Source organism: Mesorhizobium sp. B2-6-4 (assembly GCF_006441495.1).
In the GTDB taxonomy this organism is placed as follows: Bacteria; Pseudomonadota; Alphaproteobacteria; order Rhizobiales; family Rhizobiaceae; genus Mesorhizobium.
Map to the genome: position 1 here is coordinate 1 of NZ_VFUE01000016.1, position 24,720 is coordinate 24,720.

Annotated in this window: 27 protein-coding genes, 1 tRNA gene and 1 pseudogene; 13 read left to right on the forward strand and 16 right to left on the reverse strand. The window is 63.8% G+C overall.

Annotated features, from left to right (window positions below; all coding sequences use genetic code 11):
* Positions 1 to 18 precede the first annotated feature (18 nt).
* Positions 19 to 95, forward strand: a tRNA-Met gene (locus tag FJ426_RS21515).
* A 328-nt stretch (positions 96 to 423) separates the two neighbouring features.
* Here the strand turns inward: FJ426_RS21515 and FJ426_RS21520 are convergent.
* Together FJ426_RS21520 and FJ426_RS21525 are read right to left on the reverse strand one after the other, a co-directional pair.
* Entirely contained in the window at positions 424 to 930 is a 507-nt protein-coding gene (locus tag FJ426_RS21520; RefSeq protein ID WP_140560206.1) for an Hsp20/alpha crystallin family protein, read from the reverse strand.
* A gap of 78 nt (positions 931 to 1,008) precedes the next feature.
* Positions 1,009 to 1,491 (reverse strand): Hsp20 family protein, encoded by a 483-nt coding sequence (locus FJ426_RS21525; protein WP_140500457.1) that lies wholly within the window; start codon positions 1,489 to 1,491, stop codon positions 1,009 to 1,011.
* 266 nt (positions 1,492 to 1,757) lie between these two features.
* On the opposite strand from FJ426_RS21525, the gene FJ426_RS21530 reads away from it, so the two are divergent.
* On the forward strand, positions 1,758 to 2,075 hold the full coding sequence (locus FJ426_RS21530) for a DUF982 domain-containing protein (RefSeq protein ID WP_140825517.1): 318 nt from the start codon (positions 1,758 to 1,760) through the stop codon (positions 2,073 to 2,075).
* 123 nt (positions 2,076 to 2,198) lie between these two features.
* Here the strand turns inward: FJ426_RS21530 and FJ426_RS21535 are convergent, their stop codons facing one another.
* Both FJ426_RS21535 and FJ426_RS21540 read right to left on the reverse strand, forming a co-directional pair.
* Positions 2,199 to 2,477 (reverse strand): usg protein, encoded by a 279-nt coding sequence (locus FJ426_RS21535; RefSeq protein WP_140513827.1) that lies wholly within the window; start codon positions 2,475 to 2,477, stop codon positions 2,199 to 2,201.
* 23 nt (positions 2,478 to 2,500) lie between these two features.
* On the reverse strand, positions 2,501 to 2,842 hold the full coding sequence (locus FJ426_RS21540; RefSeq protein WP_224655819.1) for a hypothetical protein: 342 nt from the start codon (positions 2,840 to 2,842) through the stop codon (positions 2,501 to 2,503).
* A gap of 336 nt (positions 2,843 to 3,178) precedes the next feature.
* Here FJ426_RS21540 and FJ426_RS21545 point away from each other — a divergent pair, with 336 nt between their 5' ends.
* The 4 genes from FJ426_RS21545 to FJ426_RS21560 all read left to right on the forward strand — a co-directional run bounded on the left by FJ426_RS21545 (position 3,179) and on the right by FJ426_RS21560 (position 6,201).
* Entirely contained in the window at positions 3,179 to 3,493 is a 315-nt protein-coding gene (locus FJ426_RS21545) for a co-chaperone GroES (protein ID WP_140513826.1), read from the forward strand.
* Positions 3,494 to 3,550: 57 nt separating this feature from the next.
* Positions 3,551 to 5,182, forward strand: a complete 1,632-nt coding sequence (gene groL / locus FJ426_RS21550; RefSeq protein ID WP_140513825.1) for a chaperonin GroEL — start codon at positions 3,551 to 3,553, stop codon at positions 5,180 to 5,182.
* Between the two features lie 72 nt (positions 5,183 to 5,254).
* Positions 5,255 to 5,566: a hypothetical protein gene (locus tag FJ426_RS21555; protein ID WP_224655820.1), complete on the forward strand. Its 312-nt coding sequence runs from the start codon at positions 5,255 to 5,257 to the stop codon at positions 5,564 to 5,566.
* Between the two features lie 338 nt (positions 5,567 to 5,904).
* Positions 5,905 to 6,201 carry a DUF982 domain-containing protein gene (locus FJ426_RS21560; RefSeq protein WP_140513824.1) on the forward strand — a complete coding sequence of 99 codons (297 nt, stop codon included), beginning with the start codon at positions 5,905 to 5,907 and terminating at the stop codon, positions 6,199 to 6,201.
* An 86-nt stretch (positions 6,202 to 6,287) separates the two neighbouring features.
* On the opposite strand, the gene FJ426_RS21565 is transcribed toward FJ426_RS21560, so the two are convergent.
* Positions 6,288 to 7,133, reverse strand: coding sequence for a LysR family transcriptional regulator (locus FJ426_RS21565; RefSeq protein WP_140560208.1), 846 nt, complete (start codon positions 7,131 to 7,133; stop codon positions 6,288 to 6,290).
* A 58-nt stretch (positions 7,134 to 7,191) separates the two neighbouring features.
* On the opposite strand from FJ426_RS21565, the pseudogene FJ426_RS21570 reads away from it, so the two are divergent.
* Both FJ426_RS21570 and FJ426_RS21575 read left to right on the forward strand, forming a co-directional pair.
* Positions 7,192 to 7,763, forward strand: a pseudogene (locus FJ426_RS21570) (DsbA family protein); the annotation flags it as partial.
* Positions 7,764 to 7,799: 36 nt separating this feature from the next.
* A complete protein-coding gene (locus tag FJ426_RS21575) occupies positions 7,800 to 8,411 on the forward strand; it encodes an NAD(P)-dependent oxidoreductase (protein WP_140560209.1) in 612 nt (203 codons plus the stop codon).
* Positions 8,412 to 8,489: 78 nt separating this feature from the next.
* Here the strand turns inward: FJ426_RS21575 and FJ426_RS21580 are convergent, their stop codons facing one another.
* Both FJ426_RS21580 and FJ426_RS21585 read right to left on the reverse strand, forming a co-directional pair.
* On the reverse strand, positions 8,490 to 9,944 hold the full coding sequence (locus FJ426_RS21580; protein WP_140560210.1) for an ROK family protein: 1,455 nt from the start codon (positions 9,942 to 9,944) through the stop codon (positions 8,490 to 8,492).
* 35 nt (positions 9,945 to 9,979) lie between these two features.
* Complete coding sequence (locus FJ426_RS21585) at positions 9,980 to 10,888, reverse strand: tagatose-bisphosphate aldolase (protein ID WP_140560211.1); 909 nt, start codon at positions 10,886 to 10,888, stop codon at positions 9,980 to 9,982.
* 283 nt (positions 10,889 to 11,171) lie between these two features.
* On the opposite strand from FJ426_RS21585, the gene FJ426_RS21590 reads away from it, so the two are divergent.
* The 4 genes from FJ426_RS21590 to FJ426_RS21605 all read left to right on the forward strand — a co-directional run bounded on the left by FJ426_RS21590 (position 11,172) and on the right by FJ426_RS21605 (position 15,383).
* Positions 11,172 to 12,077: a sugar-binding domain-containing protein gene (locus tag FJ426_RS21590; protein WP_140560212.1), complete on the forward strand. Its 906-nt coding sequence runs from the start codon at positions 11,172 to 11,174 to the stop codon at positions 12,075 to 12,077.
* Positions 12,078 to 12,505: 428 nt separating this feature from the next.
* Positions 12,506 to 13,483 (forward strand): ABC transporter substrate-binding protein, encoded by a 978-nt coding sequence (locus FJ426_RS21595; RefSeq protein ID WP_140500438.1) that lies wholly within the window; start codon positions 12,506 to 12,508, stop codon positions 13,481 to 13,483.
* A gap of 99 nt (positions 13,484 to 13,582) precedes the next feature.
* The gene (locus FJ426_RS21600) at positions 13,583 to 14,644 is read left to right on the forward strand and encodes a ribose ABC transporter (RefSeq protein WP_140500436.1); all 1,062 of its coding nucleotides are present in this window, start codon (positions 13,583 to 13,585) and stop codon (positions 14,642 to 14,644) included.
* The gene (locus tag FJ426_RS21605; RefSeq protein WP_140500435.1) at positions 14,637 to 15,383 is read left to right on the forward strand and encodes an ATP-binding cassette domain-containing protein; all 747 of its coding nucleotides are present in this window, start codon (positions 14,637 to 14,639) and stop codon (positions 15,381 to 15,383) included. Before FJ426_RS21600 ends, FJ426_RS21605 begins: the two co-directional genes overlap by 8 nt.
* Before the next feature lie 12 nt (positions 15,384 to 15,395).
* Here the strand turns inward: FJ426_RS21605 and FJ426_RS21610 are convergent, their stop codons facing one another.
* The 6 genes from FJ426_RS21610 to FJ426_RS21640 all read right to left on the reverse strand — a co-directional run bounded on the left by FJ426_RS21610 (position 15,396) and on the right by FJ426_RS21640 (position 21,205).
* Complete coding sequence (locus tag FJ426_RS21610; protein WP_140500433.1) at positions 15,396 to 15,902, reverse strand: L-2-amino-thiazoline-4-carboxylic acid hydrolase; 507 nt, start codon at positions 15,900 to 15,902, stop codon at positions 15,396 to 15,398.
* Complete coding sequence (locus tag FJ426_RS21615; protein ID WP_140558316.1) at positions 15,899 to 16,690, reverse strand: ATP-binding cassette domain-containing protein; 792 nt, start codon at positions 16,688 to 16,690, stop codon at positions 15,899 to 15,901. Before FJ426_RS21615 ends, FJ426_RS21610 begins: the two co-directional genes overlap by 4 nt.
* Positions 16,687 to 17,526: an ABC transporter ATP-binding protein gene (locus FJ426_RS21620; protein ID WP_181172748.1), complete on the reverse strand. Its 840-nt coding sequence runs from the start codon at positions 17,524 to 17,526 to the stop codon at positions 16,687 to 16,689. Before FJ426_RS21620 ends, FJ426_RS21615 begins: the two co-directional genes overlap by 4 nt.
* Positions 17,523 to 18,353, reverse strand: a complete 831-nt coding sequence (locus FJ426_RS21625; RefSeq protein WP_140560213.1) for an ABC transporter permease — start codon at positions 18,351 to 18,353, stop codon at positions 17,523 to 17,525. Before FJ426_RS21625 ends, FJ426_RS21620 begins: the two co-directional genes overlap by 4 nt.
* On the reverse strand, positions 18,350 to 19,336 hold the full coding sequence (locus tag FJ426_RS21630) for an ABC transporter permease (protein WP_140560214.1): 987 nt from the start codon (positions 19,334 to 19,336) through the stop codon (positions 18,350 to 18,352). The genes FJ426_RS21625 and FJ426_RS21630 overlap by 4 nt, the downstream gene beginning before the upstream one ends.
* A gap of 258 nt (positions 19,337 to 19,594) precedes the next feature.
* The gene (locus tag FJ426_RS21640; RefSeq protein WP_140560216.1) at positions 19,595 to 21,205 is read right to left on the reverse strand and encodes an ABC transporter substrate-binding protein; all 1,611 of its coding nucleotides are present in this window, start codon (positions 21,203 to 21,205) and stop codon (positions 19,595 to 19,597) included.
* 362 nt (positions 21,206 to 21,567) lie between these two features.
* Here FJ426_RS21640 and FJ426_RS21645 point away from each other — a divergent pair, with 362 nt between their 5' ends.
* Positions 21,568 to 22,755 carry a Xaa-Pro peptidase family protein gene (locus FJ426_RS21645; RefSeq protein ID WP_140560217.1) on the forward strand — a complete coding sequence of 396 codons (1,188 nt, stop codon included), beginning with the start codon at positions 21,568 to 21,570 and terminating at the stop codon, positions 22,753 to 22,755.
* A 123-nt stretch (positions 22,756 to 22,878) separates the two neighbouring features.
* Here FJ426_RS21645 and FJ426_RS21650 read toward each other — a convergent pair whose 3' ends face one another.
* The 3 genes from FJ426_RS21650 to FJ426_RS21660 are packed head-to-tail and all read right to left on the reverse strand — an operon-like array spanning position 22,879 to position 24,710.
* On the reverse strand, positions 22,879 to 23,352 hold the full coding sequence (locus tag FJ426_RS21650; protein ID WP_140560218.1) for a hypothetical protein: 474 nt from the start codon (positions 23,350 to 23,352) through the stop codon (positions 22,879 to 22,881).
* A 51-nt stretch (positions 23,353 to 23,403) separates the two neighbouring features.
* Complete coding sequence (locus tag FJ426_RS21655) at positions 23,404 to 23,838, reverse strand: cupin domain-containing protein (protein ID WP_140500417.1); 435 nt, start codon at positions 23,836 to 23,838, stop codon at positions 23,404 to 23,406.
* Positions 23,839 to 23,840: 2 nt separating this feature from the next.
* Complete coding sequence (locus tag FJ426_RS21660) at positions 23,841 to 24,710, reverse strand: phosphoenolpyruvate hydrolase family protein (RefSeq protein WP_140500416.1); 870 nt, start codon at positions 24,708 to 24,710, stop codon at positions 23,841 to 23,843.
* Between the last annotated feature and the right edge of the window lie 10 nt (positions 24,711 to 24,720).

A 24,720-nucleotide genomic window follows, 5' to 3' on the forward strand; every position in this document is an offset into this window, starting at 1 on the left:
ACGCTTGCTCATAGGTGGCGCGGGGTGGAGCAGCCCGGTAGCTCGTCAGGCTCATAACCTGAAGGTCACAGGTTCAAATCCTGTCCCCGCAACCAAATCAAAACAGCCCGGCTCACCCCGGGCTGTTCTTGTATCCGGCTGATGGCCGCCCGCTGATTTGAGAACCCTCATCACAGCCCAGCAAACACCCAAAGCCGACGCCCAAGGTCAAAAACAAATCCCGCAAAACCAAACACAATCCGCCCGCCAAAGCCAAGCCAAGCCAAAGCGACCAGGGGGGCGGGCAAGCCGGGCCACCGCACAAAAGACAGACCTGTCGCCGAAAATAATCCAGCCGGCAAAGCAATGGCGTCCGCAGTGTAAGCCGTCAACATCTCGACCTGAACCGGCGGGTGGGTTTGTCCAACCGCCGGCATAGGTGGTTCAACTCTTGATTTCGATCCGCTTTGCCTGCGCTTGCGCTTTCGCGGTCTTCGGCAATGTAACCGTCAGGACGCCGTTCCTGAAGCGCGCTTCGACATTGTCTTGCTCTACCTCGACGCCGAGCGGAATGCGGCGCTCGAAACGGCCGTAATAGCGCTCGGAGAACTGGCGCTCCTTGTCCTCGCTCTCGGACCGCTTTTCGCCCTTCAGGGTCAGCACGTCGTCATCGAGCAGGACCTCGATGTCCTTTTCCTCCATGCCGGGCACTTCGGCCGTGACACGGACCTCCTTTCCAGTGTCGGAGATCTCGACGCTCGGCCAGCGTCCGCCGTTCGCGGCAACGGAAGGCAAGGATGGCAGACCGGAGCCGAAACCGCGGAAAACATCGTCGAAAAGACGGTTCACCTCGCGGTGCAACGACATGAACGGATCACGTTCGCCATCGCGCAGAAGGCTGGGCACCTGGCCTCGTTCCCGGCCAAAAGGAATGAGATCACGTACGCTCATTGTCTTTCTCCTCTTTGCTTGCGTCTCCACCACCGGGCGACCGGCGTCCGGTTGGTGGAAGCCCTGACCCGAATTGCCTCACGCGGCCTGTTTTTCCACTTGCACGGGCTTTGCCGCGGATTTTTCCTTGGCTTTGGCCATGCTGGTGCCGATCTCGATCTTGCGCGGTTTCATCTCTTCGGGAATCTCACGCTGAAGATCGACGGTCAGGAGACCGTTGACGAGGCCGGCGCCGGTCACCTTCACATGGTCGGCAAGTTCGAAGCGTCGCTCAAACGGCCGTCCGGCGATGCCGCGATGCAGGTATTCGCCATTGTCCTCTCCGGCACGCTCGCCGGCGATGACGAGCATGTTGGGTTCATGCACGATGCTCAATTCGTCTTGACCGAAGCCGGCTACCGCCATGGTGATGCGGTAGGCGTCGTCACCGGTCCTGGAGATGTCGTAGGGCGGCCAGTTGTCGACGTTCGCCGTGCGGCTGGCATTCTCCAGCAGGTCGAAAATGCGGTCGAAGCCTATGCTCGACCGATAGAGCGGTGAAAAGTCGAAAGCGGTTCTCATAGCCACATCCTCCTTCGCTGAGCAACATGGGTACGAGGAGTGCCAAGGATCGGCACTCCTTGACCTGCCGGCCCTTCCGGCGCCGGCGGAATCGATCTGGGAACTGACGGGCGTGGCGTCAAGAGGCCTGATCGAACGTCTCGTCGAAATTCCGGCGGCTCTTGACGCGGCCTGAACGGCTGACCATCTCGATCACGGATGGACGGTCGCCGGTGACGCCATCCGATTGCTTACTCGCAAAAAGACGTCAAAAAACGGAGGAAGTGATGAACGATATTCGGTTTCCTCAGCCGATTACCCTCGAATTATCGGATGCCCCACGCAAGGTCGCCAGCAGCTTCGAGGCTCTGGAATGCCTGGATCAACAATGGCCGAAATGGGCGCGCGGACCAAGCTGGCGCGCCGCCGGTCGCGCATGCCGTGATGCGCTGGATGGCTGGCGCAGCGGGCGTGCTGCCTACAAGGCTTTCTTGAAGGCGGCCAAGCGAGCCGGCCTGACGAGGGGCCGCTCCCCTTCGCCCCAGCAATTCCGTTCCGCGGCGATGTCAACGACGGCCCAGCCGATGGCTGTCAGAGCAGGATGACACGAATCCCATCACTCATCCTGCTCGGAAGCTCTGACTTTAGGTATGCTCAATCGAGCCTTTGAGCGCGCCGCGTTGCAGGCGACGCGCTTCAGGTTTTTTGATCCGCTCAATGTGATCCGCTCAATGGATGGCAACGATGCCGTCAACGGCGCGCCATTCCGACGGTGTGATTAGACGATGGTGTGCGACGCGCACGGAATGCAGCGCGCCGTCCAGTTCGCTTTCCCAATAGCCAAGGAAGCCCTTCAGCTCCGGAAAATCGGGAGCGAGGTCGTATTCCTGCCAGACATAGAGCTGCAGCAGGTTGGGGTAGTCAGGCATATAATAGTGAATCTCGGCCGTGGTCAGGCCGTAGCCATCCATCTGCAGGCGGAATTCTCTGCTGACCGCAGTCACCATATGTTTCTCCTTTCGCTGACGACCTATGCATTCATCCTGGCGAAGTCGTGCCGGAATTCGTCCGGCGTGGACCGCGGCGCCGGCACGTCGATGTCGAGCTTGCATAGGGCCTCCATGATGTGGTCGAAGCAAACCGGCCGCTCGACTCCCGGCGGCAGGCGCAGTTCCGGCATCGACTCCACCGCGCAGGCATCCGAGGCCCAAGACGACAGGATCGCCCGCTTTTCCCAGAGGTCGAGCGCGTCGTCTTCCAATACCTCGTCAGGATGTTTGAAGTGCCTCGCCGGCGAAAGCAGCCGGTCAAGCGAGGTGTCGGGCGTGTCAGTCAGGGAAGGCATGATCGGCGAAAATTTATGTCGGTCCATCGCTGTCCTCCGTCTGCAAAAACTCCTCGATAGCGTCCAGTTTCCGGCTGTGCTTCGGCAGCGCCGGCCAGGATAATCTTGTTAGCTCTTCACCAAAATTCAAGCGGTGAAATCGTCGACCTGGCGAGAATCCCCGCATGATAACAACGCGTTGGCACTCTCATGCGACGAGCGCCAAAATTTTTGCGCCAACCTCTTGAAACCGGAAAATTCCAAAACTAGCTCGATATGCGCGCGCGATGCCTGAACAAGGGTCGCGGCACCTCGTGCCGGGCCGATATTGCCGGTCCGGCGCGGAGGAACCTCAAAAACTGTTTGTCCTTGAAGGAGAACGACATGACGTTCCGCCCATTGCACGACCGTATCCTGGTCCGCCGCATCGAAGCCGAGGAGAAAACGGCTGGCGGCATTATCATTCCCGACACAGCCAAGGAAAAGCCGCAGGAAGGCGAGGTGATCGCCGCTGGCCCGGGTGCCCGCAACGAAGCCGGGCAGCTACAGCCGCTCGACGTCAAGGTGGGTGACCGCATTCTGTTCGGCAAATGGTCCGGCACCGAGATCAAGCTCGGCGGCCAAGACCTGATCATCATGAAGGAAAGCGATGTGATGGGCGTGATCGAGCAGACCGCGACCGTGAAGAAGGCCGCCTGACGGCTTCTTGCCAAGTTACCAGTCAACGAAAGCTGCCTAAATTGAAGGAGTGATCCAATGGCTGCCAAGGAAGTGAAATTCCATACCGAAGCCCGCGAGAAGATGCTGCGCGGCGTCGACATTCTGGCCAATGCGGTGAAGGTGACGCTCGGTCCCAAAGGCCGCAACGTCGTTATCGACAAATCCTTCGGCGCGCCGCGCATCACCAAGGATGGTGTGACGGTGGCCAAGGAGATCGAACTGGAAGACAAGTTCGAAAACATGGGCGCGCAGATGGTGCGCGAAGTCGCTTCGAAGACCAACGACATCGCCGGCGACGGCACCACGACCGCGACCGTTCTTGCCCAAGCCATCGTCAAGGAAGGCGCCAAGGCCGTCGCCTCGGGCATGAATCCGATGGATTTGAAACGCGGCATCGACAAGGCCGTGGAGGCGGTCGTTGCCGAACTGAAGGCCAACGCTCGCAAGGTGACGAAAAACGACGAGATCGCCCAGGTCGGCACCATTTCGGCCAACGGCGATCCCGAGATCGGCCGGTTCCTCGCCGAGGCGATGGAGAAGGTCGGCAATGAAGGTGTCATCACGGTGGAGGAGGCCAAGACCGCCGAGACCGAACTGGAGGTGGTCGAAGGCATGCAGTTCGACCGCGGCTATCTCAGCCCGTACTTCATCACCAACCAGGACAAGATGCGCGTCGAACTTGAAGAGCCCTATGTGCTGATCCACGAGAAGAAACTGTCCAACCTGCAAGCCATGCTCCCCGTCCTCGAGGCGGTCGTGCAGTCGGGCAAGCCGCTGCTGATCATCGCCGAGGACGTGGAAGGGGAGGCGCTCGCCACGCTGGTCGTGAACAAATTGCGCGGCGGCCTGAAGGTTGCGGCCGTCAAGGCGCCCGGCTTCGGTGATCGCCGCAAGGCGATGCTGGAGGATATCGCCATCCTCACCGGCGGCACGGCGATCAGCGAGGATCTCGGCATCAAGCTCGAAAACGTCACGCTGCAGATGCTGGGCCGCGCCAAGAAGGTGGTGATCGAAAAAGAAAACACCACCATCGTCGACGGCGTTGGCCGCAAGGAAGAGATCCAGGGCCGCATCGCCCAGATCAAAGCGCAGATCGAGGAGACCACCTCCGACTACGACCGCGAGAAACTGCAGGAGCGGCTGGCGAAGCTCGCCGGTGGCGTCGCCGTCATCCGTGTCGGCGGTTCGACGGAAGTCGAGGTGAAGGAGCGCAAGGACCGTGTCGACGACGCGCTGCATGCGACCCGTGCGGCGGTCGAGGAAGGCGTACTCCCGGGCGGCGGCGTCGCGCTGCTCCGGGCCGCCAAGGCGCTCGATGCCTTGCCGATCGACAATGCCGACCAGAGGACCGGTGTCGAGATCGTGCGGCGTGCGATCGAGACCCCGGTGCGCCAGATCGCGGAGAACGCCGGCGCCGAGGGCTCGATCATCGTCGGCAAGCTGCGTGAGAAGAGCGAGTTCGGCTGGGGCTGGAACGCCCAGACCAACGAGTTCGGCGATCTCTACGGCCAAGGCGTCATCGATCCGGCAAAGGTCGTGCGCACCGCGCTTCAGGACGCCGCTTCCGTCGCTGGCCTGCTGGTCACCACCGAGGCGATGGTGGCCGAGAAGCCAAAGAAGGAGGCCGCGACCCCTGCCATGCCCGCCGGCGCGGGCATGGACTTCTAGGACGCTGGGAGGCCGCCCGCTCCCACAAGTGGGAGCGGGCGCTTCCCGGGGAAAGTTTGGAGAGAGACCACTATGACCGGTATCGGTTCCGTTTCGGCGCCCACGCATCCGGCAAACGAATTTCTCGCCTACGAGGCAGAATGCAGGAGCGTGCTGGGGCCATTGTTGATGCGCGTTCTCGACATGGCCGAGTCCGCAGGCTGGAGCCGCCGAACGGCGGCGTCGACGCTGATGTTCCTGGCCGCGCAGCATGTGTCGGCAGCCTCGGAAAGCTCCGGCGGCTCAACCAGGGATGGAGGACGCGATCATCGGAGCCCCACAGCAAACGATGGACCGATGTCCGGTTGGGAGGAGGACCGACATGATCGTGGGCCAATTGCGTGAATGCCTGAAAACGTTGAGGTGGAAAGCGGCAGACCTCGTCGACGAGCTTGGTTGCCCGCAAAGCCAGGTCGCCGCCTGGCTCGATGGGCGGGCGCTTCCGCCGCTTTCCGTCCTTGCCTGGCTCGAGGCGCTCGCCAGGGCGCATAGGGCGCTACCGGCGCCCGGCCGAGGCTCGCCGGTGCTCAAGCCAAGCCGGGTCGAGCCAGCCGAGATCAGGCTCGCGGCTGCCGGAAATCCGACGACACCGGCGCACCCGCCCTATCCGCGCCGACCTGTCTTCGCGCACCAGGCTGCCCGACATGCTTCGGTTCGTTTGCCGTCGAATGGAGGTTTAAACCATGGCACAGATGCGCTTTGAAGAACCCGTGACGATCTTGGTCGGAATGGGGCTTCCGGTGACGATCGAGACTGCGATGGAAGCATATGCCGTGCTGCAGGACTGGCCCGTTGCCAGCCGGAACGGCGCCCATGCCGTCGCCCTCAACGCTTGCAAAGCCGGCATTGCCGGCGAGATCGATGCGGAAACCGTGCGGGCGACCTTGATCGCCTTCGCGCGCCGCAATGACATTCTGGTGCCGAATATGATCTCGCCTGCGAGTACCGCGCCCAGCGGCCGCACCGTGCGAGCGGATTGAGGATCTATACGCGACCTATCGGTGAGCGCCCGGCGACCAAAACGATCAGCCCGTCAGCCTTGAGCTGGCGGGCTGTCTCCGTCGCCTCAGGCCGTTTCGACGAGACGCGAGCGTTTCTTCTCGGCGGCCGCCAGCAACTCGACGAAGGCGCGGACCTTGGCTGGCCGGAACCGGGCCGGAGGGAAAACGGCATGGATGCCGCCGGCAGGCAACGTCCAGTCGGCAAATACCGGCACGAGACGCCCCTCGGCGATATCGTCGCCGACACTGTAGTCGGGAAATACGCCCAATCCGATACCGGCGAGCACGCAGGCAAGAGCCGCCGGGCTCTTGTCGCACATGATGACCGGGTTGAGTTCGGTCAACACCGTTTCTCCCTCTCTTGAAAACAGCCATTGGCCGATGCCGCGCAGCTGGGCGTTGCCGACCCAGGCAAGCGATCTTGCCTGGCGCGGGGTGACATCGGGCGGCAGCCTTGCGGCGAAGGTCGGGTTCGCCACCACGACCTGCTGTATCGTGCCCAGGCGCCGCGCCTGATTGGAGGAATCCGCAAGCCAGCCGACGCGGATGCCGAGGTCGATCTGCTCGTCCACCAGATTGCTGACGGCGTCATCGAAAATCGCCTCGACGCGCATATGCGGATAGGTTCGGAGATAGGCGGCCATGACCGGCGCAACGATCTTGGTGCCATAGTCGAGCGGCGCGGTCAGCCTCAGCATTCCCTTGGGTTCGATCGCCCCGTGCGAGATCTCGCCATAGGCCGCTTCGGCTTCGCGCAGGATGATCATCGCGCGGTCGTAGAAGAGGCGACCCTCCTCGGTCGGCGTGACACGCCGCGTCGTGCGCCGCATGAGCGTCGCGCCCAATTCCTGTTCAAGCCTGCCGATCTGGTGGCTGACCACGGCCTTGGCCACGCCAAGCCGGTCCGCCAATCCAGAAGTGACCTATCTTTTCGATCCGCTCTGCGGCTGGTGTTATGGCGCAAGCCCGATGTCGAAAAACTGTCCGCCAGCGGCGTGCGCGTCGAGCTCTTGCCGACCGGCCTGTTTTCGGGGGCAGGCGCTCGGCCGATGGATGACGGTTTTGCCGCCCATGCCTGGGCGAACGACCAGCGCATCGAGCGGTTAACGGGACAGGTTTTCACGCAGGCCTATCGGGACAACGTGCTGAATGTTCGCGGCACGTTGCTGGATTCCCATGCCGCGACCCTCGCGATTACCGCAGCGGGCCCGGAAGATCCCGGCCGCCGGCTGGCCGCGCTGAAGGCGATCCAGAACGCGCGCTATGTCGATGGGCGCGATATCGTCACGGTCGGCGGTGTCGCCGAGGTGCTCGCCGCCGCCGGCATGGCCGATGCCGGCGAACTGGTGAAGGCGCCAACCGAAGGATTGCTGACAGCTCACCGCGAACTGGTCGGCCGAGGCCGCGCGCTGTTCCAGCGCTTGCATTCCAATGGCGTGCCTTCGCTCGCCGTCATCCGCAACGATGCGCCGCGCCTCATCGGTTCGAACGCGCTGTTCGGCAGTTTCGACAATCTCCTCGCTCATATCGCGGCCGCGTGACCCCCAACCCACCTCCAACAAGGAATGGAAAAAGACATGGCAAAAGTCGCTCTCATCGGCGCATCGGGCGCAGTCGGTTCGCGCCTGCTCAAGGAACTCTCCGGCCGTGGCCACACGGTCACCGGCATCGCCCGCAATCCTGAAAAAATCGCCGCGCTGCCTGGCGTGACGGCCAGGAAGGGCGACGTCTTCGACAAGGAAGGCCTCGCCAAGCTGGTCCGCGGCCACGATGTGGTGATCAGTTCGGTGCATTTCCTCGACAGCGATGCCGACACGCTGATCGCCGCGGTGCGAGCCTCCGGCGTGAAGCGTTACCTGGTCGTCGGTGGCGCGGGCAGCCTTGAGGTCTCGCCTGGCAAGCGGCTGGTCGACACGCCCGAATTTCCTGACATCTACAAGGCCGAGGCGCAGAAGGGCGCTGACTTCCTGGACAAGTTGAAGACCATCGATGACCTCGACTGGACGTTCCTGTCGCCGTCCGCCATGTTCATCCCGGGCGAGCGGACCGGCAAGTTCCGCCTCGGCAAGGACACGCTTCTGGCTTCGGACAAGGGCAGCAGCATTTCCTTCGAGGATTACGCCATCGCGATGGTCGACGAGATCGAGAAGCCCGCCTACATAAAGCAGCGCTTCACCGTCGGTTATTGACTAGGCAGGCCTGGCCAGCTCGAAAGCGAAACGGCTTTCGGAGTTGGCGAGCCCAGCTGCTTCTTGTCCATCAACGTTCTAAACGTCGCCCGTCATTATCGCTCGCAGCCATGCCATGATGGCATCGAAGTCGATCGGTTTCGTCGTGTCGACGTCGAAGAGCGGGCCGCGCCGCAGCGGTTCGGCGCGCCTGGCGAGTTCGATCAGTTCGGGGATATAGGCCGCGCCTGGATGGCCGGCGGGACGCTGGCCGAGCCGGGCGCCATAGCGTTCGGCCAAAACCTCGCCCGGCGCGTGGCACCAGATTTCGAAAGTCTGTTCGACACCGGCATTCCTGAGATGATCCTCAAGCAGCTCGCGCGGCTGGAAACCGAACCAGGCGTCGACGATGAATGTGGAGCCCGCTGGGGCTTCGCCGACGACTGACCAGATCGCCTGATAGCTGGCGCGGCCGAGCGTGCGGTTGAATGCGCGGTCGCCGCCGCCGAGCACCTCGAGAAACGGATTCTTGATCGTGTCGAGCGCAAGCAACGGCCATCCCCTGCGGTCGGCGATGCCGCGCGACACCGTGCTCTTGCCGCTGGCCGGGATGCCGTTGACCAGCACGGCGCGCCTGGCCGCGCCGGCTTGCACAAAATGCCGGCCAAAAATCGGCGCTGTCGCCCTGTCTGTTCCGGCCAGCGCCTGCAATCCCGCCCCGATCACGCCGGCGTCGTCGCCGAGCTGCGCCGGCTCGACCGGGCACTGGTACCACGGCGCCAGGACCGGCGCGCGGCCGAGCGCCTTGTGTGCCGCCCAGCCAAGACCGCCGCCGAGCAGGACGACACCGGGGTCGAACATGGCGACGCTGGTATCGATGGCGGCACGCAAGGGCATTGCCCAGACTTCGAGTATAGCGCGCGCCTGGACGTCTCCGGCGGCGTCGCGGGCAAAGAGCTGGTCGATCGAAAGGTCGGGACGCAAGCCGGCCCGCGCGATGTGACGGCCAAGCGCGGTGCCTGAACTGGTGGTTTCGACACAACCGCGCCGGCCGCAGGCGCAGATCTCGCCATTGACGTCGACAGTGATGTGGCCGAGCTGCCCTGCCGTTGCCCGGCCACGCACGATCCGCCGATCTTGAGCGACGGCCCCGCCAATGCCGGTGCCGATGGTGAACATGGCGACGTCGTGATGACCCCGGCCGGCGCCGAGCGCCATCTCGGCGACCAGTGCCATGTTGCAATCATTGTCGATGACGACGGGCTTGCCGGCCATGTCCTCCAGGCACTGCGCCAGCGAGACGGAGGCCAGATTGACGTAGCCGCCGGACAGGACCGCGCGGCGATGCGCATCGACGCGGCCGGGAACACCGATGCCGATGGCCGAAACCTCCGATGTGTCGAGCCGGCGCACCATCCCGGCGATCCGCGAGAGCACAGCCTGCGGGTCCGGCGCGCTCTTTTCGGAAAGACGTTCGAGGATTTCGCCGGCGCCCGAAATGCGGGCGGCCCGCAGATTGGTGCCGCCTATATCTATCCCTATGGTGAGAGGCATGACGTCCTGCACGTGCCGGTGATCCAACGCGGATATCAGGCGGCGGCCTTGCGCCGGTGATGCCCGATTACCGCCTGGATCTCACGCAATCGCGGCACCGCGATGGTCTTAAGCCTTTCGCGCTGAATGTCACGATCGAGCGAGATGCAGTCCTTCCACAGCGAGCGGCCGGCGATAACGCCGGAGGCGCCGTTCTGCATGGCAATCTCGACCTGGCCGAGGAAGGTGGCGTGGTTGACGCCGGCCGAAAGCACCGCCCACGGCACCTCGCCGGCCATTCTGGTGATGTTGGCGCAGGCCTCCGGCGTTCCGGGATACGGAAGCTTCAGCACCTTTGCCCCGCACTCCAGCGAGATTTTTGTGCCTTCCTCGACAAGCCACGGCGTCTTCGTCGCATAATCTTCAGGGCTTTCGCCTTCGAGCTGATAGGTCAGGAATTCGACGACGAGCAACAGATCTTCCTGCCCGAAATCGGCGATGCATTGGCGCAGGATGGCAATGTTGTGCTCATTCGCTTCGGGCTTGTCGGCCCGCAGATACACCATGATCTTGCCGCCCGTGCCACCCAGTTCGCGCACGCGGCGCGCATCGATGCCGGGGACAAGGCGCGACAGGCGATAGCCTTCAGGCGAGACGTCGAAACCCGAGGCGTCGAGGCCGATAAGCAGCGCGGTATCGCGGTTCAGCACGCCCTCCTCGACAACCCGCGGCACCGCGCAGAGCGGGTCGAGCAGCACGCAGGACGCAGCACTTGCAAGGTAGCGCGTTATGTCGGCCTTGGTGTCCCCGAGCATGTCGTTGGTGATCCTGGCCTGTTCGGCCGGATCCGACGCCAGCAAGGTGCGCATGCCGCCGCGCTGGTCGCAGGCGATGGCCACCATGGCCCCGTCCTTGCCGCATATCTGCTGATAGCCGCGCAACTCCGCGGTGGTCATCTTTGTCATGGTCTCTGTCCGATGTTGGCGCTCTCTCGCCGAGGGCGCGAATCCCGTGGAAACAAGAATGTTCAGTTTGCCCGCCTGCCGGCAGGGGAGAATTGCCGTCTTGATGCGCCGTCCATTGCCCGGAAAAGCACACCTTGCCGGCGCCTGGGCAGGACGGCCTCAAGTTGCGAGTTCGCCGGATTTGCGCGATAACTCCCATCGGCGTATACGTGTGTAACACGTTGCTGAAAGGAATTGCAAGCTGGCTGTCCCTCCCATTCAGGATGCGACCGCATCGCGCACGATGCTGCACACGGTCGCCAAACTGCATTACGAGGCGGAGATGTCGCAGGTCGATATCGCGCGGCAGCTTGGCGTCTCCACCGCGACCATATCGCGCCTCTTGCAGCGGGCGCGGGCGGAAGGGATCGTCCGTATCGAGGTTCTCGATCTGGCGGCACCTGAGGAGATCACCGGACAGCTAATCGATAGGCTAGGCCTGCGTGACGCAGCGGTGGTCGAGACGCCGGCCGCAGGCGCGCTGACGGCGCTGGCCGGCCCGCTCGGCGGCCTTCTCAAGCAGGCGCAATTGGTGGCCGGCTCCGTGGTCGCCATCGGCTGGGGGCGCGCGGTGCGCGAGGTGATCCGCGCCGGCCTGCCGCGCATTCCGGGCGTGCTGACCGTTGCCGCCACCGGCGGCATGCAGCAGCACGCGGCGCATTTTCAGGTCAACGAATTCGTCCGCCTCGCCGCCGAGGAGTTCGGCGGGATACCGCACTTCATTCATGCGCCCTATCTGCCTTCCAGTGAATTGCGTGAAGTCTTCCTTGGTGATGCCGCCATCAGCGATGCCGTCGCGCTGTGGGACAGGACCGATGTGGCGATCGTCGGCATCGGCCTGCCGCATGCCATCAATGCACCCGAGGCGAGCGCAGCCACGCCGAGCGAGCAGGCGCTGGTCCATGCGGCCGGCGATGTCCTTCGGCATTATTTCGATGCCGATGGCGCGCTGATCGCCTGGGAAGGAGAGGGCCGGATGATCGCTATGTCGCCGGCGCAGCTCCGCGCCGTGCCGCTGGTGATCGGTGTCGCGGCGTCGCCGGAAAAGGCGACGGCCATCATCGGCGCCGCTCGCGCCCGGCTGATCAACGCCGTGATAACGGATACGAAGACGGCGCAAGCCATCCTCGCAACCCTGCCGCCGCGATAGTGCCCGCCCGACGCGCCGCCGCCGCATTCCAGTTCGCGAGGGCGATTTTACGAAATCGGTTGTGCCGCCGAGAAGTCGAGGCAATAGTTCGCCGGGACTTTGTGGAGCAGTCGGATGTTGCGTGAAAAATCCGGCATTGCGACCCGGAAAACCGAGTTGCAATTTATTTCTGCAAAGTGTTACAAGTTTGTGAACTTGGCGTGCGACGCATGCCAGGTGCTGTGGTTCTCTGACCTCGCGGAGGCGAGGAAGTGACCACGGCTATCGTAGCGGTCGGCTGGACCGGCTGACATATCGACTGGAGGGCGCTTGGGAGGAGCTGCCCGCGAAAAGCAAACAGGCGTTCCCGGCCGTCTTGTCCCAAGCGGACGACGGCCATTCGATGTCACTTGCAACGGCAGATCTGCCAACACAATGAGGAGGATGTCATGAAGAAGATCGTTGCCGCGCTCGCGGCTCTCGCCGTCAGCGCGACGGTGCTTATCGCGCCCGCGCAGGCGCAGGACAAGAAATACACCATCGCGCTCGTTCCGGGCCTGACCACCGACGGTTTCTACATCACCATGCGCAAGGGCGCCCAGGCCGCGGCCGACGCGCTTGGCGTGAACCTGGTCTTCCAGGGCGCTCCTGAGTTCAATCCGGTCACCCAGGTGCCGGTGCTCGACGCGGTCATCGCCAAGAAGCCGGACGCGATCCTGATCGCGCCGACCGACAAGGTCCAGCTGGTCGAGCCGCTGCGCAAGGCCAATGACGCAGGCATTCCGGTCATCACCGTGGATACGTTCATCGGCACCGGCGCCTATCAGACCGGCGCGGGTGACGCCGATTTCCCGCTGGCCTACATCGCCTCGGACAATGTGCTGGGCGGCGAAATCGCGGCGCGGGCGCTTGCCAAGGCCGTCGGCGACAAGGGCAAAGTCTATGTCTCCAACGTCAAGCCCGGCATCTCGACCACCGACCAGCGCGAGGAAGGCTTCAAGAAGGAGATGGCCAACCATCCCGGCATCACCGTTCTCGAGACCCAGTTCAATGATGACGACGCCAACAAGGCGGCCTCGCAGCTGCAGGCGGTGTTCGCGCGCAACCCCGACCTCGTCGGCGTGTTCGGAGCCAATCTGTTCTCGGCGCTGGGCGCCGCCAATGGCGTCAAGCAGGCAGGGCAGACGGGCACCGTCAAAGTGGTTGCCTTCGATGCTCCGACCAGCATCGTCGACAACATCAACACCGGCCTTGTGGATGTGGCGATCGCCCAGCATCCCGCAGAGATCGGCTATTTCGGCGTCGTCTCGGCCTATGCCCACCTGACCGGCCAATCCATCCCGGTCACGATCGGCACCGGCTTCACGATCATGGACAAGTCCAACATCGCCGATCCGAACATCTCGAAGTATCTCTACTCCGAGTAAGTCCGGACCAGCTTGGCTCTTCCCGGTGCGCCGGGAGGAGCCTGTGCCGGTCCCGCCAGGGCGGGACCTGTTTGAAGGCAGCCGCGCCGCGGAGTACTCATGACCTCGACATCACCAGCACAGCCAGCCGAGAAGCATGTCGCCCCCCAGGCTGACCACGGCGATCCCGCCAGGAGCTGGATCGCACGCATCGCCGAGGGGCGCGCCTGGCTGTTTCTCGCCGGCCTGATCATCTGTTTCGAGATCTGGTCGCGGAGCGCCTTCGGCGCCACTTTCGTGCTCAATCCGTTCAATCTTCAATCCATCGCGATCTTCGCCGTGGCGCCGCTGCTTTTGGCGACCGGGCAGACCTTCGTCATCATTTCAGGCGGCATCGACCTGTCGCTGGGCTTCATTATGGGCCTTGCGGCGGTCATCGCCGCGCATGCCACCAACATGGCGGGCGCCGCCATTCCGTTGCCGTTGGCCATGCTGGCCGGCATCCTTGCCGCGGTGATCGTGGCCGGCGTGCCCGGCGTCATCAACGGCTTGCTGATCTCGCGGCTCAGGGTCCCGCCCTTCATCGGCACGCTCGGCATGTTCGGCGTCGCCCGCGGTGTCGCCTTCCTGCTTGCCGGCGGCACGACGGTGCCGGTACAGAATTCCTGGTTCGCACTGCTCGGCAACGGCAAGTTCCATGGCGTGCCTTATCTGGTGATGATCGCCGCTGTCTTCGTCGTCGTGATGCACTATCTGCTCAGCCAGACCCGGTTCGGCCAGCACAATTACGCTATCGGCGCCAATGTGCAGGCCGCGCGCCGCGCCGGCATCGACATCAGGGGCCATATCCTGCGGCTTTATGTGCTGTCGGCAATGTGCGCCGGGCTTGGCGGCGCGCTCTATGCGGCGCGCTTCACCGCCGGTGCCGCGCAGGCCGGCGAACCCCTGCTGCTCGACAGCGTCGCGGCGGTGGTGATCGGCGGCGCCAGCCTGTTCGGCGGCTCCGGCACCATCTTCGGCACCGTCGCCGGCGCGCTGGTGATCGCGGTCATCCAATACGGGCTGGTCTTCGTCAATGTGGAGCCGTTCTGGCAGTTCATCGCCGTCGGCGTCGTCATCATCATTTCCGTTCTCATCGACCAGGCGCAGCGCCGGTTCAGTGGAGCCCGTCAGGATGAATAGCACCGAGCCCCTCCTCGAAGTCCGGAACCTTTCCAAGCATTTCGGTGCCGTGCGGGCGCTCAATGATTTCTCCATGGCCGTGCGGCCGGGCGAAGTGGTGGCTCTTGCCGGCGACAATGGCGCCGGCAAGACGACTCTGATCAAGGCAATATCGGGCGTGTTCCAGCCGACGGGCGGAGAAATCCTGCTCAGAGGGCAGCCGGTGGCTTTCGCCACGCCGCAGGAGGCGCGCGAAAAGGGCATCGAGACGATCTACCAAGACCTCGCGCTGGCCGACAATCTGTCGATCGGTGCCAACATCTTCCTCGGCCGCGAACCGATGCGCAAGGCGTTCGGCTTCCTGCCGGTGCTCGACCGCAAGGCCATGGCCGAGGCCGCCAGGGAGACGATGAAGCGGCTGGACTTTCACGTCAGCCGGTTGAACGCGCCGGTCAGCAATTTCTCCGGCGGCCAGCGCCAGGCCGTGGCCATCGGCCGCGCCGTCTACTGGGATGCGCAGATCCTGATCATGGATGAACCGACGGCCGCGCTCGGCGTGCCGGAGCAGCGCAAGGTGATTTCGCTCATCCATCAGCTCAAGGCGCAAGGGCGCGGCGTGATCTTCATCTCGCATAATCTGCAGGACATCTTCGCCGTTTCCGATCGCATCGTCGTGCTGCGGCGCGGGATCCAGGCCGGCGAGCGCAAGATTTCCGAGACCAACCATGACGAGGTCGTCAGGCTGATGGTCGGCGGCTAAGGCCGTCAATTGCTAGCCGGCATCGCGGTTGGTCAGCGCGATATGGCAGCAGCCGCTGCCGTGGCCGGGCGTCCAGGTGACATTGTCGAAACGCACGCCGGTCGCTTCGAACAGGCCACGGTCGAAGGCGCCGGCGATGCGGCAGAGCGTGGCGAGCTTTTCCTCGCCGACGCCGGCCTCGACCCAGGCATCCTTGAGGGGGCAGCGTTTCACCTTGAAGGCGATGCGGTCGGGCCCGCGTTCGACATCGGTCGGATACATCCGGCCGTCATCCGGGCTGACCGACAGGAAAGCTTCGCCGATTGAGCGCGCGTCGTTGGGACCGAATGCGGCGAAGGCGGCTGCGGCCACTTCCTTGCCGCGCTGCTCGATGGTCCGGGTCATTATCGCCTCGGCTCTTTCGGCGCCCAGCTCTCCGGTCAACTCATCCAGGAACAGGCGATAGAGGTCGGCCCGGTTGCGGAATGCGGAATCGAGTTCGCGCGACAGTTTCTCGGCTCTGGCTTCGGGGTCGATCATGATGCTTCCTGCGTGGTTCTTCTGAGCTTTGGTGCGGCTGCCACGAGCGCCTTGCCGATAGCCGATCGCGGCGCATCGATGACGGCGCGGGCATCGCCGCTCTCGGCAATCCGCCCGCCGTCGAGAAGGATGACGCGGTGGGCGACGGCCCTGACGACGCCGAGATCATGCGAAATGAAGAGATAAGCGATCCGTTCCTGGCGTTGCAGGTCGAGCAAAAGATCAAGGATCTGTCCGCGCACCGAAACATCGAGTGCCGACACCGCTTCGTCGAGCACGATCAGCGAGGGTTTCGTGGCCATGGCGCGGGCAATCGCCACCCGCTGCCGCTGGCCGCCCGAGATTTCGTGGATGGCGCGAGAGGCGAGCTCCGCCGTAAGCCCGACGCGCTCCAGCAGGGCGGCGATACGGCGCGGGCGCTCGGAACGGGAGGCGACGCCGTGGATGCGCAAAGGATCGTCAAGCACGCGCGCCACCGTGGCGCGCGGATTGAAGGCGGCAAGCGGATCCTGGAACACCATCTGCAAGCGAGCGCGACGCGCACGCAAGCTGGCGCCGCCCAGAGCCAGGAAATCATGGCCTTCAAACTCGATCCGGCCGGCATCCGGCTCGATCAGCCGCAACACCAGCCGGGCGATCGTCGACTTGCCGCTGCCGGAGGGTCCGGCCAGCGCCAGCGTCTCGCCGGGCCCGATTTCGAAAGAAACGTCGTCGGCCGCGGTAACTGTCTTGCCGCCACGGCGGTAATGCCTGGTAAGGTTGGAAACCGCCAGCACAGGGGCGCTCATGCCATCACACCGTGGTGCAGCGGTTCGGCGTCGAGGCCGATATGGGCCTCGAGCAGCGCGCGCGTGTAGGCTTCAGTTGGCGCACTGACGATCTGTTGCGTGGCGCCAAGTTCGATCAATTCGCCATGCCGGAACACGGCAATGCGGTCCGCCAGCTCGGCGGCCAGCGCAATGTCGTGACTGATGAACAGCAGCGTCATGCCGTCTTCTTCCACCAGCCGCCGGATCAGTGCGACGATCTCGGCCTGCACGATGGTGTCGAGCGCGCTGGTCGCCTCATCGGCGATCAAAAGTCTTGGGCCGGCTGCGATCGCGGCTGCAATCGCCACACGCTGCTTCTGGCCGCCGGACAGCTGATGCGGATAGGCGCGCAGGGCCGAGTCCGGGTCGGCCAGGCGGACGCGTTCGAGCAGATCCTTCGCCCTGGCGTATGCCTGAGACCATGTGAGACCGAGATGGGTGCGGGAGACTTCGGCGATCTGTTTGCCGACAGTCATGACAGGATCGAGGCTGGCGGACGGGTCTTGAAAGATGAAGCCGATATCGCGGCCGAGGAGGGGTGCCTTTTCGAGAAAATGGGAAGGTAGGCGTTCTGCCTTGGCACCCCACATCGACGGTCGCAAAACCCAATCGATACGTCCGTCAATCCTGGCGCTCGCCGGCAACAACCCCGCAATCGCCAAAGCCAGCGTACTTTTGCCCGAACCGCTTTCGCCGATGACGGCCAGCCGCTCGCCAGCCTTGATGTCGAGGCTGATGTCCCTCAGCGCCACCACCTCGCCGTCGTCACGGCGGTAGGTCACCGCGAGGTTGCGGATCGAAGCCAGCGCGGTCACGACAGGCCTCTTCTGACCGCCGTGGTTTCAACGATGCCTTCACCGGCGAGATAGACGCCGAGCACCGTCAGGACCAGCGCTATGCCGGGCGCGATCGACAGGAAGGGCGCGGTGCGCAGCACCGCGCGGCCCTCCGCTATCATGCCGCCCCAGGTGACCCGATTGGGGTCGCCAAGGCCGAGGAAGGACAAAGCCGCCTCGGTGAGGATCGCCGCTGCCACGATCACCGAGGACAGCGCCAGCACCGGCGGCAAGGCATTGGGCAGCACCTCGCGAAAGGCGATTTCCAGCGGATGCATGCCGATGACGCGCGCGCCGGCAACGTAGTCGCGCTCACGGATCGACAGTACTTCCGCGCGGGCCACGCGCGCAGGCCCGGTCCAGGTGCCGAGCGCTATTGCCGCCACGACGACGCCGATCGAAGGGCCGACCACGCTGACGAAGGCCAGAGCGAGCAAAAAGCCCGGCACGGTCTGGAAGGCATCGGTGACGCGCATCAGCACCTCGTCGGTGAGGCCGCCGGCAAACCCGGCCACCGTGCCCACCACGGAGCCGATGGCCAGTGCGGCGGCCGCTGCCGCAAGGCCGACGGCAAGCGACGTGCGGGCGCCGTGGAAAAGCTCGGCCAGCACGTCGCGGCCGAGGCGATCCGTGCCGAGCGGCAGCGACCAGTCCTGGAAGGGCGGCAGCAGCGCCGGGCCGGCGATGGCTTGCGGGTCGCCCGGAAACAGCAGCGGCGCTGACAGGGCCGTGACGCACAATGCCGCCAGGAGGATGGCGCCGGCGACCGCCTCCGGCGTGCGCAGAAAGCGGCGGAGCGTGCTCATGTGCCGGCCTCGCTGGCGCCGACGCGCGGGTCGAGAAAGGCATAGGCGACATCGACGAGAAGATTGATGACGATGACCAGGACGGCGCTGACGAGAATGATGCCGAGCAGCAAGGGCGTGTCGCGCGCGGCCACTGCCTCCTGCGCCAGCCGACCCAGACCGGGCACGGCAAAAACACTCTCGATGACGACGCTACCGCCCAGCATCTGCGCCGACTGCAGGCCGAGCATCGTGACCAATGGCAGCAGCGCATTGCGGGCGACATGGGCAAGCACGATGCGGGGGAGCGACAAGCCCCTGGCGCGGGCGGCCAGCACAAAATCCTGCCGCCAGACCTCGGTCATGCCGGCACGCATCATCCGCAAATAGAGCGCCAGGTAGATGAAGCCGAGGGCTGAGACCGGCAGGACGAGATGGATGGCGATGTCGGCGGCGCGGTCGAGGCCGGCCTTGCCGGAGGCGATGGTCTCGATGCCGCCGATTGGCAGCCAGCGCAGGTCGACAGCGAAGACGACGATCAGCACCAGGCCGAGCCAGAAACCCGGCACCGCGTAGAGCGCCAGCGAACCGATGGAGAGAAAACGGTCGCGAAAACTGCCCGGCCTGGCGCCGGCATAGATGCCCAGCGCCGAGCCGAGGCCGAAGGAAAGCGCGGTGGCGCTGCCCATCAACCACAGCGTGGTCGGCAGGCGCTCGAGGATCACGTCGCGGATCGGCCGCGAAAAGGTGACGGACTGGCCGAGATCGAGATGCAGCAGCGCCCAGAGATAGTTGGCGAGCCGCGTCAGCTCCGACTGGTCGAGGCCCCAGCGATGGCGCAACAGCTCGATCATGCCGGCATCGCCGCCGGTAGAGACGATATAGGCATCGACCGCGTCGCCCGGGGCGGCCTCGAGCAGCAGGAACGTGCCGATGACGACGATCAAAAGCACGAAGACGCTGCCGACGAGGCGACGGCGGAGGAGCGCGAGGGCGCGGTTCATGCGGCCTTCGATGGGTTGGCGATACGTTGGTTAGGACCGCGCCTGGGCACCCCCCTCTGTCCTGCCGGACATCTCCCCCGCAAGGGGGGAGATTGGCTGTCATTTTTGGCTTCGCCAATCCCCAACGTCGGAAAATTCGCGGGACAGACAAGTTGCCAATCTCCCCCCTTGAGGGGGAGATGTCCGGCAGGACAGAGGGGGGCCTCGTAGAACTCAACGCCTACGATGATTTCGCGAACGTTCATCCGCGAAATACTGTCACGATTCCAGATATGTGTCCGCCCAGTTCGATACCGCCCAGCGCGGATTGTTGGCGATGTTGCCAACCGTGTCGCGCGCGACGCTGATGAAGCTCCATTCGGCGACATTGATCAGCGGCAGGTCGGCGGCCACCTCTTTCTGGAACTCCTTGTAAAGATTGGTGCGGGCCGATGTATCGAGCGTCTCGGACGCCTCGGCGATGAGCGCGTCCAGCGCATCGTTCTTGTAGCCGCCCTGGTTGGAGAACGGCACGCCGTCCGGAATGCCGCTTTGCACCAGGATGGTGGTCGAGATCGCCGGGTCGCCGCGGAACACCGGCGGGCCGACGGCGAGGTCGAAAGCGTGGTCGGTGTAGACGGCCTTGATATGCGCGGCGGAATCGTTGTTGACGAGCTGGGCGTCGATGCCGATGGCGGCGAGCGCCTGGCGCAGATAGTCGCCGAACTGCTTGGTTTCGTTGAAATAGGGAGCCGGCAACAGTTTCAGCGAAAAGCGCTTGCCGTCGGCGCCCTTCTTGTAACCCGCCTCGTCGAGCAGCGCATTGGCCTTGGCGACGTCGAAGGCATAGGTCGGGACGTCGGCGGTATAGAACTGCGGGTCGTTCTTCGGCACCGGGCCGGTGGCGGTGGCGGCATAGCCGAGGAACACCGTCTTGACGACGAAATCCTTGTCGATGGCATGCGCGATCGCCTGGCGCACCTTCAGGTCGGCGAGCTCCTTGCGACGGTGATTGATCTCGACGACGAGCTGGTAGGTCAGTCCCTCATAGCCCTTGGTGATCACCTTCAGGCCCGGCACTTTCGAGATGCGGTCAAGATCGGCCAGCGGCACGGCGGAGAAGGCGGCGAGCTGGATCTCTCCTGCTTCCAGCGCGCTCGCCGCCGAAGTGCGGTCGGGCAACACCTGGTAGATGATCTCATCGAGATAGGGCTCGCCCTTGCCCCAATAATCCGTGTTCTTCGTCAGCCGGTAGTATTGGCCGGCCTTGTATTCGGCGAACTTGAACGGGCCGGTGCCGATGGGCGCGTTGTTGGCCGGGTTGTCCTCGATCTTGCCGACTTCGTAAACGTGCTTCGGCACCACGCTGCTCAGCGCCGGCAGAGCGTTGCGGATCAGCTGGAAGGGCGTGGGCTTGGCGAATTTGAACACGGCGGTCAATTCATCAGGGGTATCTACCGCGGCCAGATCCTTGAACACGGTGCGGCCGAGATTCTGCAGCGGCTTCCAGATCTGCAGCGCCGAGAAGGCGACGTCGGCCGAGGTAAACGGCTTGCCGTCATGCCATTTGACCCCTTCGCGCAGTTTGAAGGTCGCCGACAGCCCGTCGGCGGCGCCTTCCCAACTGACCGCCAGGCGTGGTGCAAGCCCGTCCTTGCCATCGAAGGAGGCTTCGGCCAGCGTTTCGACGATCTTGCTGGAGATGAAGAAGACGCCGTTGGAGGCGACGATGGCCGGGTTGAGGTTGCGCGGCTCGGAATCGGCGGCGAGCACCAGGCGGCCACCCTTCTTCGGCGTCTGCGCCCAGCTCAAGGCCGGCATCGCGGTGGAGGCCAGAAGCATGGCAGAGCCCGCAAGCACCGTGCGGCGTGAAATCCTGAACTCCGACATCATCCTATTCCCCCTCTATCTCATATCTTGCACGGAGGCCTTTCGGGCGTTTCCATGCACGTTTGATTATGGCCCTTGCCTTGGCTTTCGCCAGAGACGGAATTGGCGCATCGTGGCGTGGCTTTGAAATTTTTGTTCGCTGGACCAGTTACGGGAGAGTGGTCGATAAACCTGACCTGGTAAGACCAGGTCAGGTGATGCGCCTCAAATGACTGGCATCGGTGATGCGCGCCCGGCCGGGCGACCTGTTTCTGGCTGGACCAGACGGGCGAAAATGGTGCAGATTTGACCCGAAGTCGGTATCGGGATCGGGCAGCCGGCGGTCCAGCGCGATCTGCGCCGAAAATTCAGGGAGAGAGACAATGAACATAGCTCCGGGGAAGAGCGCGGTCGGCGACATCCCATTCGACCACGCCAGGGTCGATGGCCTGATGCAAGAGGCTGATATCGACGTTCTGCTCGCGACATCCAAGCACAACACCCAATATCTGCTCGACGGCTACAAGTTCATCTTCTTCGCCGCCATGGATGCGATCGGCCACAGCCGGTACTTGCCGATCGTGATCTACGAAAAAGGCGGACCGGACCACGCCGCCTATATCGGCAACCGCATGGAGGGTGGCGAACACCAGAACCACCCGTTCTGGACGCCGACGCTGCATGCCGCCTGCTGGGGCACCCTCGATGCCGCCAATCTCGCTGTCGAGCATGTGCGCAAGATCGGCAAGGGCGACGCTCGCATCGGCATCGAGCCAGGTTTCCTGCCGTCGGACGCCTATGCCCTGATCCGCAAAGCGCTCCCCGACGCCAAGCTGGTCGATGCCACCGGCATGCTGGAGCGCATGCGCGCCATCAAGACCGAGGCCGAGCTGGAGAAACTGCGGATCGCCTCCGAACTGATCACCGATTCCATGCTGGCCACCATCCAATGGGCGCGCCAAGGCACGACCAAGAGCGAGATGATCGAACAGCTTCGCCGCGAGGAGACCAATCGCGGCGCGCATTTCGAATATTGCCTGCTGACGCTGGGCTCCAGCCACAACCGCGCGGCGTCGCCGCAGGCGTGGAAGAAGGGCGAAGTGCTGTCGATCGATTCCGGCGGCAATTATCATGGCTATATCGGCGACCTCTGCCGCATGGGGGTTCTCGGAGACCCGGATGCCGAGCTGGAGGACCTGCTGGCCGAGGTCGAGGCGGTGCAGCAGGCGGCGTTCTCGAAGGTAAAGGCGGGTACGCTGGGTGGTGACATGATTTCCCATGCCGAAGGCGTGCTGAAAAAATCCAAGGTCGCGCCCTACACGGATTTCTTCGCTCACGGCATGGGGCTGATCACGCATGAGGCGCCGTTCCTGATGACCAACCATCCGGTGACCTATGAAGGCACCTATGCGGGCAAGCCGCTGGAGAGGAACATGGTGCTATCGGTGGAGACGACCATGCTTCACCCGACGCGCGGCTTCATCAAGCTGGAGGATACGGTGGCGGTTACCGATACCGGCTATGTGATGTTCGGGGATCGGGGTCGGGCATGGAACCGGGGTGGCATGTAACCTGCCACGTTACAAATGAGCGTGCCGGTCTCGATTGTCTCTAAGGCGCGTCGCGTCGAAACGAATTCATGCGCGGCGCTTTGCCGTTGCCGCTAAACAGAAGTCACTTTTGCGCGACAGGCACTAAACCATTCCAGTGCAGACGACTTCCAATCTTCCGTCGATCGTCTGGGTGCAGCATATGGTAAGCCCCTCGGATGCGGAGACGACGGCGCAATCGGATGCAAACGTTGACGCCCACGGACTGCCGGACTTGGCGTTGCGATGGAACCAGGAGAGTTGGCTCTGAAGCCCGGCGATGATCATAAGCAGGGCATTGATGTCACGTTGATCCGGCGAGGGCGGTGTAAAAGCGATCTTGACCAGCGGATGCTTGTGGTCTTTGCAGTTGACCGTCCGTACCTGCTCGACCGTCTGGATCAAGCTCAGCGGCACGGGTATCCAGGATTTGCAGGACAAATCGGTCGAAAAGAGAAGCGTTGACGGGTCGGCGTCGTTGGCCTTGACAATACCGCCAACCGTCATGGCCGGGTTGCCGTCCGGCAGGCTGCCCGTTGCGAGCTTTTCCACGAATTCCTGGGGACTGAAACGCGTCATCGCTTCTCTCTCAAGGAGGCATGCTGGACGATAGCATATCGGAAGGGCGCCTCAAAGTCGCGAGCGAGGGGAGTTCCCGGCCGGCAGCAACCTGAAATCCGGCAGTTCGCGCAATCCCAGTTCGGGCCCTGCCGGCGAATAGACGACGAACAGCTGCATCGGCCCGTCGCCGGTGTTGAGCGTCGAGTGGAAGCGGCTCTCCGGCACGTAAATGGTGCAGCCGGGGCCGACCTTCTCGACCACCGGATTGCCTTGCTCGTCCTCGACCATCTGCTCGCCATGGCCCGAAATGACAAAGATGATTTCCTCCGCGCCCGGATGGTTATGACGGGTATGGCCCTTGCCGGAGGGCAGGTCGACGACGCCGCCGGAAAAGCGGGTCGCGCCGTTCACTTCCGGAGCGACCGTCAGCGACAATTTTCCCCAGTCGAATCCGAAGGCGCTGACATCCTTCGGGTAGACGAACACCTTGCTCTTGTCGGTCATTCTCATGATCCCTTCTTTTTCTTCGTGGTCGTCTTCAGGCCGCCAAGCGTGACGGCCTTGAAATCGGCGGTCTGCCGGGCGATCGCCGCTTCCGCCGGCAGCCGCTCCATCGAGCTCGCGCCATAGAAGCCGTGCAGCCCCTTGCAGCGTTCGAGGATGTAGCGGGCGTCGTCCGGCATCGAGATCGGCCCGCCATGGCAAAGCAGGATGACATCCTTGCGCACCGAACGGGCCGCTTCGGCGATCGCGTCGATGGCGACCACGCAGTCGTCGAGCGACTTGGCAGAGGTGGCGCCGATCGAGCCCCCCGTCGTCACGCCCATATGAGCCACGACGATATCGGCGCCGGCCCTGGTCATGGCGCGCGCCTCGTCCGGGTTGAAGACATAGGGCGTGGTCAGAAGATCGAGCTTGCGGGCTTCGGCGATCATGTCGACCTCGAGCCCAAAACCCATGCCTGTCTCCTCGAAGCTCTGTCGCATGCTGCCGTCGAACAGGCCGATGGTGGGGAAATTCTGCACCCCGGAAAAACCCATCGTCTTCAGCTCGGAGAGCAGCAGCGGCATGATGACGAACGGATCGGTGCCGTTGACACCAGCCAGCACCGGCGTCTTCCTGACCACCGGCAGCACCTCGTAGGCCATCTCCTTGACGATCTCATTGGCATTGCCATAGGCAAGCAGGCCGGCGGCCGAGCCGCGACCGGCCATGCGGTAGCGGCCGGAATTGTAGATGATGATGAGGTCGATGCCGCCGGCCTCTTCGGCCTTGGCCGACAGGCCGGTGCCAGCGCCGCCGCCGACGATCGGCACGCCCTTGTCGATCATCCCCCTGAATTTCTTCAGTATGTCCTTGCGCGGTATTGCCGGCATGTCTTGGATC